The organism is Clostridium sp. CTA-7, from assembly GCF_054768095.1.
Map to the genome: position 1 here is coordinate 1 of NZ_BAAAAV010000006.1, position 13,319 is coordinate 13,319.

Consider the following 13,319-nt stretch of genomic DNA (forward strand, 5'->3'; position numbering starts at 1 on the left):
TCGCTCGACTTGCATGTGTTAGGCACGCCGCCAGCGTTCGTCCTGAGCCAGGATCAAACTCTCAATAAAAAGTTTAATCTCTTTGCTCAAATTACTTTGAGTCTTAATTTTAAGACRTCTAAAAGAATTGCTGGTTTTTTACTTAACTTATATTCTGTTCAATTTTCAAAGATCTAACTTTTGCCGTCTCAACGACTGCTTAATAATAATAACATTTCATTAATTAATTGTCAACATTTTTTTGTTTTCAATTTTTCTTATTATTTATTGTCTGCTTTTCGCTCCCGACGACGTTATTTATATTATCACGATTATGATTTTATTCAAATATAAAACAATCTTATTTGTTGATTTTATTTTTATTATTCTACTAATTTCTAACTTATTCTTTCTTTTTTATATAATGATACACCAGGTAAAGTTAACTTATATACCTATAAATTTAAACTGTTTTACGCTATTTTTTATCAAAATTTTCTATATTTTCATAGTTTTGTTTTACTTAATTATAATTTTAATTTAATATATTATTATAAAGATATTAATCGACTATTAGGAGGTCTATATGATAAGAAGGATATTTTATTTTTTAATTATATCAACATTATTTTTTACAGGTTGTACTAGTGATAATAAAGAAACCAAAGCAACCCAAAACAACGCTTCATTGTCAACATCTTTTAAGAAAAATGTTGATGCAAGCAAAAGCATTATTCTCTCTGGTAAAACCTTAAGCTATAACAAATATGCTTATATAGGTAATTTGCTATTTTTCCCTGATACAAATAACAATAATAAACTTTCAGTAGCTCAACTCTCAGGGAATAGCGTAAGTATAACAAAAGATATAATAATAGATTCATTTGATTACTCAGTAGATTCTTTAGCTTCAGATAATACTACATTATATTTTTCATCAACATCTAAGGATCATGGGCTTTATAAATTAGATTATGAAAAAAAGGATATAGTAAAGATTAATAATGATTCACCTAAAGGAATAGTCTACCAAAACGAAAAATTATATTATATTGATTTAAATACTAATAATATGTACTCATATGATATTAAATCTAAGTCTAAAACTATATTATCAAACAATAAAGTAGGAAATTTCATTTTAAATAGTAATAATATATTTTATAAAAATTTAGATGATAACTCTAAATTATATTGTTTAGTAATAGATAATAATAATGGTAAAGATAATAATTTAAAATTAACTGATATGCCTGTAGATAGTTTTATAACTTATAATAATGAAATATTATTTATAAATACCTCTGATAATAATTCTCTATATTCTTTAAATCTTTCAAATAAAGAAATAAAGAAAGTTTTAAATATTAATGCTAGCAACTTGAAACAACTAGAGAATAAAATTTATTTTATTAATAATGATGACCCAAATTCAATCTATACTATTACACAAGCTACACAAAACGATAAATTTGAATATAATAAATTATTTTCAGATTTCACAAATGAATATTTTCCTACTGAAAAAGGAATTTTTATAGAACCAGCGTCTAATTTACAAGAAATAGAAATTCTTTATTCAACCTAAAAAATAAAAGGCTATACAGCCTTTTATTTTTATTTTAGTTGATTTACAATTTCTTTAAACCTATTTCCTCTTACTTCAAAGTTAGCAAACATATCAAAAGATGCACATGCAGGTGAAAGTGTCACAACATCTCCATTATTAGATAAATCTTTTGCTTTAAGTACAGCTTCCTCTAATGAATTTACTATTGTTATAGGAATTTCAATTCCTTTTTCTTTTTTAAGCTTTTCAAAAGACTCTTTTATTTTATCCTTAGTTACTCCTAATAATATTAACTCCTTTATATAAGGATACCCTTCTTCTGCTAAAGGCTCAAACGGAATATGTTTATCATACCCTCCAGCTATTAAAATAACTTTCTTTTCAAAAGCAAATAATCCAGCTAAGGTTCTTGTTGGGCTTGAAGCTATAGAATCATTATAATATTTAACTCCATCTAGTTCTCTAACAAACTCGCATCTATGTTCAACTCCACCAAAGGTTTCAGCAACTTTTTTCATAACATCTATAGATACATCATCTTTCGTTGCTAAAAAAGCAGCTAAATAGTTTTCTATATTGTGGATACCCTTAATCATTATATTATGCTTTTTACATACTTCTTTGTTATTTAAATATAGTATACTGTCTTTAAAATATGTGCCATTTTCAACTTCTCTCTTAGAGCTAAACTCTCTAACCTCTCCCCTAGCCTCAGATGTGAAACTATGAGTTATTTCATTTTCTTTATTTAAAACTAAAACTCCACTTTTTTCTTGATACAAGAATATATTTTTCTTTGCATCTATATATTCTTGCATATCTAAATGCATATCAAGGTGATTAGGTGCTAAATTAGTTACTACAGCAACATCTATAGGTGTATTCATAGTCATAAGTTGAAAACTAGATAACTCTAAAACAACTTTATCATCTTCTTTTATTTCTTCTATGTTAGAAAATAAAGGTGTACCTATGTTTCCTCCAACCCAAGTTTTATACCCTGCTTCTTTTAGAAGCCTAGATATAATTGTTGTTGTTGTTGTTTTACCATCACTTCCTGTTATGCCATATACTTTTCCTTTGCAATATCTAACGAACTCTTCCATTTCTGATGTTATATATGCACCTTCGTTTTTTACTTTTAGCAAAGCATCACAATCTATTCTCATTGATGGAGTCTTAAATACAACATCGAACCCTGATAATTTATCTAAGTATCCTTCACCTAGTTCTAAAGCAACAGATAATTCATTAAACTCTTTTGATATATCAACTAATTCTTCTCTATTTTTTTTATCAAATGCAGTTACTTTTGCTCCAAGCTTAACCAAAAATCTTATAAGTGGTATATTGCTCACCCCAATACCAACAACAGCAACATTTTTGTCTTTTATAAACTCTTTGAATTCACTAAATTGTTTTTTCATAGCTTTCCTCCAAAACCATATATAAGATATTATATGAAACTCCTCTTACTACGTTCGAATGAGTAAGTTCACCTTGCCAAATATAAAATTTGGAGGCGTTTTATGTAACTCCTTCTCACATGCGTTCGAATGAGTAAGTTCGCCTTTCCAAATGTGAAATTTGTAGGCTCACTTATCTTTAAGTCTGTCCCAATTCTTTCTAATTATAACATTTAAGATATCCAAACTCAAAAAAGAGAGGAGAATTTTATTATACACTCCTCTCTTTTAAATTAAAACTCTAAACTTTTTTCTATATAAGATTCTAAATCTGCAATCTTCACTCTTTCTTGTTCCATAGTGTCTCTATTTCTAATAGTAACAGCTTCATCTTCTAGAGTATCAAAATCTATTGTTATACAGAATGGAGTTCCTATTTCATCTTGTCTTCTATATCTCTTCCCTATGCTTCCAGCTTCATCGTATTCTATGTTAAACTTCTTGCTTAAATCTGCATATACATCTAAAGCTTTTTCAGAAAGCTTCTTTGAAAGTGGTAATATAGCAGCTTTATATGGAGCTAAAGACGGATGTAAGTGCATAACTGTTCTAGTATCTCCACCTTCTAATTCTTCTTCATCATATGCATCTACTAAGAAAGCTAATGCAACTCTATCAGCACCTAAAGACGGTTCAATAACATAAGGAACATATTTTTCATTAGTTGTTGGATCTAAATAGCTCATATCTTGACCTGAATGGTCTTGATGCTTTGTTAAGTCATAATCTGTTCTGTCAGCTATTCCCCATAACTCACCCCAACCAAATGGGAATAAATATTCTATATCTGATGTTGCATTTGAATAAAATGATAATTCTTCTTCTCCATGATCTCTCATTCTTAGATTATCTTGCTGAACTCCTAAATTTAATAAGAAGTTCCAACAGTAATCTTTCCAATATTTAAACCATTCTAAATCTGTTCCTGGCTTACAGAAAAACTCTAATTCCATTTGTTCAAACTCTCTTGTTCTAAATGTAAAGTTTCCTGGAGTTATTTCATTTCTAAAAGATTTCCCTATTTGAGCTATACCAAAAGGAACTTTCTTTCTTGAAGTTCTTTGAACTGATTTAAAGTTTACAAATATACCTTGAGCTGTTTCTGGTCTTAAATATATTGTACTAGCAGAATCATCTGTTATTCCTTGGAATGTTTTAAACATTAAATTAAACTTTCTTATATCTGTATAATTTAATTTTCCACACTTAGGACATACTATATTATTTTTTTCAATATAATCTTTTAATTGCTCATTACTCCATCCATCTGCACTAGCAACTTCTGCTCCATTTTCAGTCATATGATCTTCAACTATTTTATCTGCTCTGAATCTAGCTTTGCATTCTTTGCAATCCATTAACGGATCTGAAAATCCACCAACATGTCCTGATGCAACCCACACTTCTGGATTCATTAATATAGCACAATCTACACCTACATTATAAGGACTTTCTTGAACAAATCTCTTCCACCAAGCTTTTTTAACATTATTTTTAAATTCAACACCTAATGGACCATAATCCCAAGAGTTTGCTAATCCTCCGTATATTTCTGATCCTGGAAATACAAAGCCTCTATTTTTACAAAGAGCAACAATTTTTTCCATAGTTTTTTCTACCGCCATTTTAATACCTCCAATTTTTTATAAATAAAAAAGGCCTCAAACCTAAAGGGACGAAATTTAAATTCCGCGGTTCCACCCTTCTTGGCTTTAGCCCAACTTTCCATATTAATACTCAAAAGCGCCCTTCAACTTAAATTAATAACAATTTTCACCAACCATTGTCTCTCTAAAAGAAATACTAAGTCTACTCCTCTTTCTCATAGTATTTATTAAATTATATATTAATTTTACCAAAAGACTTATATATGTCAAGTAAAAAAGAGTTTTATAACAATAGATAATTTATCTACTCTTATAAAACTCTTTTAAAAATGGCTCCGTGGAGAGGATTCGAACCTCCAACCTATCGGTTAACAGCCGAGTGCTCCACCATTGAGCTACCACGGAATATTTTTATAAATTAATTTTAAAATTTAAATGGCTCCGTGGAGAGGATTCGAACCTCCAACCTATCGGTTAACAGCCGAGTGCTCCACCATTGAGCTACCACGGAATATTCCTATAAATTAATTTTAAAATTAAAATGGCTCCGCGAAGAGGATTCGAACCTCCAACCTATCGGTTAACAGCCGAGTGCTCCACCATTGAGCTATCGCGGAATATTAGTTACATTAGTTATTATAACAATTTTTATTAATAATGCAAGTGTTTTTTTATACTTTTTAAAATTTTATTATTTATACACTATATAATTTATTTAGATAAGGGAATAGAAATCCCATTCCCTTATAAAAAATCTATTTTTGTGGTTTCATTGTTGGAAACATTATAACGTCTCTTATTGATGCAGAATCTGTCAAGAACATTATAACTCTATCTATACCTATACCCAATCCACCTGTTGGAGGCATACCTGTTTCTAAAGCACTCATGAATTCTTCATCTATCATGTATGCTTCATCATCGCCTAATTCTCTTTCTTTCTCTTGTTGATTAAATCTTTCTCTTTGAACTATAGGATCATTTAATTCTGAATAAGCATTACAGATTTCTCTTCCAAATACAAATCCTTCAAATCTTTCAGTAAATTTATCATTTCCTCTCTTTTTCTTAGTTAAAGGTGATATTTCTACTGGGTAATCACAAATAAATGTTGGTTGTATCATATGTTGTTCTGCATACTCTTCAAATAAGATATTTAACACTTCACCTTTAGTTACATGCTTAATATCTTTTTTAAATTCTAAGTGTTTTTCTTTAGCTATAGCTTGAGCTTCTTCATCAGATTTTATTTCATTAAAATCTATTCCTGTATGTTCTTTAACTGCATCAACCATAGTTATCCTTCTCCAAGGTGGTGCAAAATCAATTTCTGTGCCTTGGTAATTAACTTTAGTTGTTCCATTTACTTTCTCACATACAGATGCAATCATGTTTTCTGCTATTTCCATCATATCATTGTAATCAGCAAAAGCTTCATATAACTCTATCATTGTAAATTCCGGGTTATGTCTTACTGACATACCTTCATTTCTAAAGGTTCTTCCCATATCATATACTTTTTCTAAACCAGCAACTATACATCTTTTTAAATATAATTCCGGTGCTATTCTTAAATACATATCTAAATCTAATGTATTATGATGAGTAATAAAAGGTCTAGCTGATGCTCCTCCTGCAATTGGTGCAAGCATTGGAGTTTCAACCTCTATAAATCCTCTATTATCTAAGAATTCTCTTATTCCTTTTACAATTCCAGCTCTCTTAATAAAGTTAGTTTTTACTTCTGGGTTAGAAATCATATCCACTTCTCTTTGTCTATATCTCAAATCTGGATCTTTTAATCCATGCCATTTTTCTGGTAACGGTTTTAATGATTTACATATTAACTCAAAACTTTTAACTTTAATTGATACTTCTCCAGTTTTAGTTTTAAATACTTCTCCTGTAGCAACAACCCAATCTCCTAAATCATAAGTTTTATATGATTTTAAAGCTTCTTCTCCTACTTCATCTATTTTTATAAATAATTGAATTTTCCCGTCTCTATCTTGTACATCTGAGAATACAACTTTACCTTGCCCTCTTTTGGACATAATTCTTCCAGCTACTGTAACTACAGTTCCTTCTAAATTTTCAAAATCATTTTTAACAGCCTCTGACATATGTGTTTTTTCAACTTTGTATACGTCAAATGGATCTTTTCCTTGATTTTGTAGTTCTACTAACTTCTCTCTTCTTAATGCTTCTTGCTCACTAAACTGAGATTCTAACTCTTGTATATTCATTTCCTCAGTTGACATTAAATATCCCTCCGTTACTCTCTTCTTATTCCTAGTATTTCGAATTTATTCACTCCATTAGGTACTGATACTTCAACTATTTCTCCAACCTTTTTACCTAGTAAAGCTGCTCCTACTGGTGATTCATTTGATATTTTAAAGTTCATAGGATCTGCTTCTGCTGAACCTACAATAAAATACTCAACTTCTTCATCAAATTCATAATCCTTAACCTTAACAATTGTTCCTACTGAAACTTTGTCTGTTGGAATTTCTGATTCGTCAACAACACTGGCATTTTTCAACATATTTTCTAATTGAATAATTCTACCTTCTGTAAACGCTTGTTCATTTTTAGCTTCATCATACTCTGAGTTTTCGCTTAAATCCCCATATCCTAATGCAACTTTTATTTTTTCAGTTATTTCTTTTCTTTTAACAGTCTTCAAGAATTCTAATTCATCTTCTAGCTTTTTAACACCTTCGTATGTCATTACGAATTTTTTTGTTTCACTCATGATTTTCTCCCCTTCAAAATTACTACTTTATTTAAATACCTAACACTAGGTCTGATATTCTCCAAATCATTTTAAACATTATAAATCAGCAAGTATTATCTGTCAACTCACCAATATTATAAATAAATATATAATATTATTTTAACAGATATATATTATTCTCGCTTTTAATATATTTATTCCTTATAAAACCTATTAATTACATAATCTAATAAATTCTTCTTAACTCTTCTTTATAATTATTAAGTAATTGGATAACAGCATTGCTTTCATCTAGGGTATTCATTACTCCTCTTATATCATTGCTCTTTGGTAATCCTTTAAGATACCACGAAGCATGCTTTCTCATTTCTCTTACTGATTTATGTTCTCCATCATACTTAAGAGCTAGTTCATAGTGTCTTAAGCACATATCTATTCTATCTAAATATGTTATTTCTAAAGGTGGTTCTCCTTTTAGTTTATGTTGAATTTGTTTGAATATCCAAGGATTTCCCATACTTCCCCTTGCAACCATTATTCCATCACAGTTAGCTCTTTCCTTTAACTCTAGCGCATCTTCAGCTGTAAATACATCTCCATTTCCTAGTACAGGAATTGATATAGCGTCTTTTACTGCTCCTATTATACCCCAATCTGCTTTACCTTCATACATCTGCTCTTTTGTTCTTCCATGAACTGTAACAGCATCTACTCCAGCATCTTCAAGCCTTTTTGCAAATTCAACAGCATTTATATTATTTTCATCCCAACCTTTTCTGAATTTAACTGTTACTGGTTTATTTGATACTTTTTTTATTTCTTTTACTATATTGGCAGCTAATTCTGGATTCTTTAATAAAGCTGATCCTTCTCCATTTTTAGTAATTTTATTTACAGGGCATCCCATATTTATATCTACTATACAAACATCTTCTCTATCATTAAAATGTCTTTGTACTACTTCTGCCATTATTTTAGGATCATTTCCAAATATTTGTGCAGCAACAGGCATCTCTTCATCAGCTATTCTAAGTAATGACTTTGTATTTTCGTTACCATAATAAAGTGCCTTTGCACTTACCATTTCTGTATAAACTAGTCCACATCCCATTTCCTTACATAACCCTCTAAAAGATATATCTGTTACTCCTGCCATAGGTGCTAGAAAAACATTATTTTCAAATTCTAGGTTTCCAATCTTCATATTATACTACTCCTTATTTTTTTCGTATATTATTCTTAACCCCTCTAATGTTAAACTAGAATCTACCTTATCTATAACTTTAGTTTCTTTAGCTATTAAATTAGCCAATCCACCTGTTGCTATAACTAAAGGCTCATCAGAACCAAGATCTATCATTTCTTTTTTTATCTTGTTTACTATATATTCTACCTGCCCTATATATCCATAAATTATACCTGATTGCATGCTAGATATAGTATTTTTACATATTATATTTTTGGGTACTTCTAATTCTACTCTTGGTAACTTTGCAGCTCTATCAAATAAAGCATCTGATGCTATTCTTATACCTGGAGTAATGCACCCTCCAAGATAGTTGGCATCTTTAGTTAGCGAACAGAAGGTAGTAGCTGTTCCAAAATCTATTATTATAAGATCTCTCTTGTATTTATCATGTGCAGCTACAGCATTTACAATTCTATCGGCTCCAACTTCTTTTGGATTATCATATTTTATGTTTATTCCTGTTTTAACTCCAGGTCCTACAATCAAAGGATTTATTCCAAAACTCTTTTTTATCATATTTTCTAATGAATGCATTATATTTGGAACAACGGATGAAATTATTATTCCCTTTACTTCCTTCGGATTTAAGTTACTTTGAATAAAAAGTTGCATAACTTGAATAGAGTATTCATCAGATGTTTTTTTTGCATCAGTAGAAATTCTCCAGCCAGCAATATTTTCAGAATTATTATATACACCCAAGACTATATTGGTATTACCTACATCTACCACTAAAATCATACAAGCACCACCTTAATACAATTAAAAGCAGCTTTGAAAGCTGCCTTTATTTAAATAAATATAATCACAATAAATTTAACAATTTAATTTTAACAATTACAGAGTATTTGTCAAGTGTTGTAAATTCCATATATTAAAATAATCCTATTATTTCTCCATTATCTAATATATCCATTTTGTTAGCCGCTGGTACCTTTGGAAGTCCCGGCATTGTCATTATATCGCCATTTAATGCCACTATAAACCCTGCTCCATTAGATATTCTTACTTCCTTTACTGTTATATCAAAATTTTCTGGTCTACCCAATAACGCTGGATTATCAGAAAGTGAATATTGTGTTTTTGCCATGCAAATAGGTAATTTATCTAAGTTGAACTTTTCTAGCTCTTTTATCTGCTTTTTAGCATTAGGTGTAATAACTATACCTTTAGCTCCATATATTTCTTTAGCTATTGTAAGTATTTTATTTTCTATACTATCATTCAAATCGTAAATCGGCTTGTATTTAGCCTCATCTTTTTCTAGTGTATCACATACTATCTCACCAAGTTCCACTCCACCTTCTCCACCTTTAGACCATACATCTGATAAAGCAACCTTTACTCCAAGATTATTGCAGTACTCTTTTATAAATTTAACTTCTTCATCAGAGTCTGTTGAGAATTTATTAATAGCTACGACAACTGGAACATTAAACTTCTTAATATTTTCAATTTGCTTTTCTAAGTTTGAAATTCCTTTTGATAAAGCTTCTACATTAGGTATATTTAACTGTTCCTTATTTACTCCTCCATGATTTTTTAATGCTCTTACTGTTGCAACAATAACAACACAATCTGGGCTTAACTCTCCATATCTACACTTAATATTTAAGAACTTTTCCGCACCTAAATCTGCTCCAAACCCAGCTTCTGTTACAACTATATCACCTAATTTAAGAGCCATCTTAGTTGCTATTATTGAATTACATCCATGTGCTATATTAGCAAAAGGTCCACCATGTATTATTGCAGGTGTATTTTCTAATGTTTGAACCAAGTTAGGCTTTATAGCATCCTTCATAAGTAATGCCATCGCTCCTTGTATATCTAACTTCTTTGCATATACTGGGTTGCCATCTAAATCATAGGCTATTAATATATTCCCCATTCTTTCTTTAAGATCTGATAAACTATTTGCTAAGCATAATATAGCCATTATTTCTGATGCTACAGTTATCATAAAACCGTCTTCTCTTAAGAATCCATTAAGTTTTCCACCTAACCCCACAACTATATTTCTAAGAGACCTATCATTTATATCTATAACTCTCTTAAATATTATTCTTCTTGAATCAATTCTTAAATCATTTCCTTGATGTATATGATTATCGATCGCTGCCGCCAATAAATTATTAGCACTAGTAATAGCATGCATATCCCCTGTGAAATGTAAATTTATATCTTCCATAGGTACTACTTGAGCATATCCACCACCAGCTGCTCCACCCTTTATCCCAAAAACCGGTCCAAGTGAAGGTTCTCTTAAAGCGATAACTGCATTTTTACCCATTTTGCAAAGTGCTTGCCCTAACCCAACTGTAACTGTTGATTTACCTTCTCCTGCTGGTGTAGGATTTATAGCTGTTACTAATACTAACTTTCCATTTTCTTTGTTCTTGTTTTTTTCAAATATATCTAATGATAATTTGCATTTATACTTTCCATATTGTTCTATATCATCTTCTGTTAAGTTTAGCTTTTGAGCAATTTTAGTTATATGCTCCATCTTAGCTTCTTGAGCTATTTGTATATCACTCTTCATACCAATACACTCCCACTTCTTTTAAAATTATTTTCTATTGTTATTTTATACATAAATTATATCATCTAATCTATAACATTCAAATATTAATTCGAACGTTTATATTTTTATATCAATAATCCTTCGTATATTTTACTGTTTTCGCAATTGTCTAGCTTCATTATTATATATAGTTCGTATTTTATATTGTTTAATTCTTAGAAATCTTTTATAAGCATAAAATAAATATACTTTTCCACATTCGATTATTAAAAATATTATATAATCACATTTTCAAAACTTTAAACTTTTATACTTTTTTATATATGAAAAAGAGCAGTCTATAGACTGCTCTTTATTAACTTTGGCTAAAAATTCTTTCGAATTCTTCTCCATCTATTTTTTCTTTTTCTAATAAAGTTTCTGCTACTGCATGTAATTTACTTATATTTTGGCTTAATAATGTTTGTGCTCTCTCATATGCCTCATCAATAAATCTCTTAACTTCTTTATCAATTTCAGCTCCAACTTCTTCACTGAAGTTTCTACTTCTTCCTAAGTTCCTACCTATAAACACTTCATTATTATCATTTCCATAAGAAATAGTTCCAAGCTTTTCGCTCATTCCATACTCCATTACCATAGCTCTTGCAATAGCACTAGCTCTATCAATATCATTCTTAGCACCAGTACTTATATCTGATAGTATTATCTTTTCAGCTAATCTTCCTCCAAGTAACCCTACCATATCATCTCTTAACTTTTCCTTTGAAGTGTAAGCCCTATCTTCCCTAGGCAAGTGCATTGTATATCCACCGGCCATTCCTCTTGGTATTATACTTATTTCATGTACTGGGTCGGCATGTTCTAATAGCTTCATTACAACTGCATGCCCTGCTTCATGATAAGCAGTTAATTTTCTATCGTGTTCACTTATTGCTCTACTCTTCTTTTCAGGACCAGCTATTACTCTTGTTATAGCTTCTTCAAAATCCAGCATTCCTATTAGCTTTTCATTTTTTCTAACAGCTAAAAGAGCTGCTTCATTTGCTAAATTCTCTAAGTCTGCTCCACTAAACCCAGGGGTTCTCTTAGCTAAAACTTTTAGTTCTACATCTTCGGATAAAGGTTTCTTTTTAGTATGAACCTTTAATATTTCTTCTCTTCCTTTTACATCAGGAGCTCCAACAACTATTTGTCTATCAAATCTTCCAGGTCTTAATAAAGCTGGATCTAATATATCTGGTCTATTAGTTGCTGCAATCATTATTATTCCTTCATTTGCTCCAAATCCATCCATTTCAACTAATAGTTGATTTAATGTTTGTTCTCTTTCATCATGGCCTCCACCAAGACCTGCTCCTCTTTGTCTACCTACAGCATCAATTTCATCTATAAACACAAGTGATGGTGCACTTTTCTTAGCTTGCTCAAAAAGGTCTCTAACTCTTGAAGCACCAACCCCAACGAACATCTCAACAAAATCTGATCCTGATATACTATAAAAAGGAACACCAGCTTCACCAGCTATCGCTTTTGCTAATAAAGTTTTTCCCGTTCCTGGAGGACCAACTAATAAAACACCTTTAGGTATTCTAGCTCCCATTTCAGTATATCTTGATGGTTGCTTTAAGAAATCAACTATTTCTTCTAGTTCTTGCTTCTCTTCATCAGCTCCTGCTACATCATCAAATGTAACTCTCTTTGCATCTGGAGGCATTATTTTGGCTCTACTTTTTCCAAAGTTCATAACACCTCTTCCTCCACCGCCGCCTTGTGACTGCTGTGTCATCATAAAGAAGAACACAAAAACTAAAACCATTAACATTAATGTAGGAATTATACTAATCCATATACTACTATTTGAAGGTTGTTTGAATTCTATCTTTATATTGTCTTTAGGATTTTGAGTCATTAACATTTGTACCATTTCACTTGGTGCATATGTAGTAAACTGTTTATTGGATGTAGTTTTTCCTGAAATTATCATTTTATCAGGATGAACCATAACACTCTCAATCTCATCATTAACCCATTTTTGTTGGAAATCACTGTATGATATTTCATCTGCCATCTTACCGCTATTCCATAGGAATGTTGCAGATAAGAAAAGTATTAAAATTACAAATATCCATACTGTTGCACTTGAATATTTTTTCATTCAAGAGCCCCCCTTTCTTCTAG

The 13,319-nt window shown here is 30.5% G+C and carries 9 protein-coding genes, 3 tRNA genes, 1 rRNA gene and 1 other annotated feature; of the genes, 1 reads left to right on the plus strand and 12 read right to left on the minus strand.

What is annotated here, in order from left to right; genetic code table 11:
- Nucleotides 1-69 (minus strand): 16S ribosomal RNA (locus ACYUEX_RS12180); the annotation flags it as partial.
- 496 nt (nucleotides 70-565) lie between these two features.
- On the opposite strand from ACYUEX_RS12180, the gene ACYUEX_RS12185 reads away from it, so the two are divergent.
- Nucleotides 566-1,567: a DUF5050 domain-containing protein gene (locus ACYUEX_RS12185; protein WP_460288440.1), complete on the plus strand. Its 1,002-nt coding sequence runs from the start codon at nucleotides 566-568 to the stop codon at nucleotides 1,565-1,567.
- 29 nt (nucleotides 1,568-1,596) lie between these two features.
- On the opposite strand, the gene murD is transcribed toward ACYUEX_RS12185, so the two are convergent.
- The 11 genes from murD to ftsH all read right to left on the minus strand — a co-directional run bounded on the left by murD (nucleotide 1,597) and on the right by ftsH (nucleotide 13,296).
- Nucleotides 1,597-2,976 (minus strand): UDP-N-acetylmuramoyl-L-alanine--D-glutamate ligase, encoded by a 1,380-nt coding sequence (gene murD / locus ACYUEX_RS12190; protein ID WP_460288442.1) that lies wholly within the window; start codon nucleotides 2,974-2,976, stop codon nucleotides 1,597-1,599.
- Between the two features lie 272 nt (nucleotides 2,977-3,248).
- Complete coding sequence (locus ACYUEX_RS12195; protein WP_460288445.1) at nucleotides 3,249-4,640, minus strand: glycine--tRNA ligase; 1,392 nt, start codon at nucleotides 4,638-4,640, stop codon at nucleotides 3,249-3,251.
- A gap of 43 nt (nucleotides 4,641-4,683) precedes the next feature.
- Nucleotides 4,684-4,850: a binding site (T-box leader), on the minus strand.
- A 102-nt stretch (nucleotides 4,851-4,952) separates the two neighbouring features.
- Nucleotides 4,953-5,027, minus strand: a tRNA-Asn gene (locus tag ACYUEX_RS12200).
- Between the two features lie 31 nt (nucleotides 5,028-5,058).
- Nucleotides 5,059-5,133, minus strand: a tRNA-Asn gene (locus tag ACYUEX_RS12205).
- Between the two features lie 31 nt (nucleotides 5,134-5,164).
- Nucleotides 5,165-5,239: transfer RNA gene (locus tag ACYUEX_RS12210), tRNA-Asn, on the minus strand.
- Nucleotides 5,240-5,377: 138 nt separating this feature from the next.
- Complete coding sequence (gene lysS, locus ACYUEX_RS12215) at nucleotides 5,378-6,883, minus strand: lysine--tRNA ligase (protein ID WP_460288447.1); 1,506 nt, start codon at nucleotides 6,881-6,883, stop codon at nucleotides 5,378-5,380.
- 14 nt (nucleotides 6,884-6,897) lie between these two features.
- Nucleotides 6,898-7,380, minus strand: a complete 483-nt coding sequence (gene greA, locus ACYUEX_RS12220) for a transcription elongation factor GreA (RefSeq protein ID WP_411169487.1) — start codon at nucleotides 7,378-7,380, stop codon at nucleotides 6,898-6,900.
- Nucleotides 7,381-7,588: 208 nt separating this feature from the next.
- Complete coding sequence (dusB, locus tag ACYUEX_RS12225) at nucleotides 7,589-8,566, minus strand: tRNA dihydrouridine synthase DusB (RefSeq protein WP_460288448.1); 978 nt, start codon at nucleotides 8,564-8,566, stop codon at nucleotides 7,589-7,591.
- 6 nt (nucleotides 8,567-8,572) lie between these two features.
- Complete coding sequence (locus tag ACYUEX_RS12230; RefSeq protein ID WP_411169485.1) at nucleotides 8,573-9,352, minus strand: type III pantothenate kinase; 780 nt, start codon at nucleotides 9,350-9,352, stop codon at nucleotides 8,573-8,575.
- Between the two features lie 133 nt (nucleotides 9,353-9,485).
- Nucleotides 9,486-11,156 (minus strand): formate--tetrahydrofolate ligase, encoded by a 1,671-nt coding sequence (locus ACYUEX_RS12235; protein ID WP_460288449.1) that lies wholly within the window; start codon nucleotides 11,154-11,156, stop codon nucleotides 9,486-9,488.
- Nucleotides 11,157-11,493: 337 nt separating this feature from the next.
- Nucleotides 11,494-13,296, minus strand: a complete 1,803-nt coding sequence (gene ftsH / locus ACYUEX_RS12240; RefSeq protein ID WP_411169483.1) for an ATP-dependent zinc metalloprotease FtsH — start codon at nucleotides 13,294-13,296, stop codon at nucleotides 11,494-11,496.
- Between the last annotated feature and the right edge of the window lie 23 nt (nucleotides 13,297-13,319).

Bases quoted from the DNA above. Each gene is read 5' to 3' on its own strand.
- ACYUEX_RS12185 (WP_460288440.1), top strand. From the start codon at position 566: ATGATAAGAAGGATATTTTATTTTTTAATTATATCAACATTATTTTTT.
- murD (WP_460288442.1), bottom strand. From the start codon at position 2,976: ATGAAAAAACAATTTAGTGAATTCAAAGAGTTTATAAAAGACAAAAAT.
- ACYUEX_RS12195 (WP_460288445.1), bottom strand. From the start codon at position 4,640: ATGGCGGTAGAAAAAACTATGGAAAAAATTGTTGCTCTTTGTAAAAAT.
- lysS (WP_460288447.1), bottom strand. From the start codon at position 6,883: ATGTCAACTGAGGAAATGAATATACAAGAGTTAGAATCTCAGTTTAGT.
- greA (WP_411169487.1), bottom strand. From the start codon at position 7,380: ATGAGTGAAACAAAAAAATTCGTAATGACATACGAAGGTGTTAAAAAG.
- dusB (WP_460288448.1), bottom strand. From the start codon at position 8,566: ATGAAGATTGGAAACCTAGAATTTGAAAATAATGTTTTTCTAGCACCT.
- ACYUEX_RS12230 (WP_411169485.1), bottom strand. From the start codon at position 9,352: ATGATTTTAGTGGTAGATGTAGGTAATACCAATATAGTCTTGGGTGTA.
- ACYUEX_RS12235 (WP_460288449.1), bottom strand. From the start codon at position 11,156: ATGAAGAGTGATATACAAATAGCTCAAGAAGCTAAGATGGAGCATATA.
- ftsH (WP_411169483.1), bottom strand. From the start codon at position 13,296: ATGAAAAAATATTCAAGTGCAACAGTATGGATATTTGTAATTTTAATA.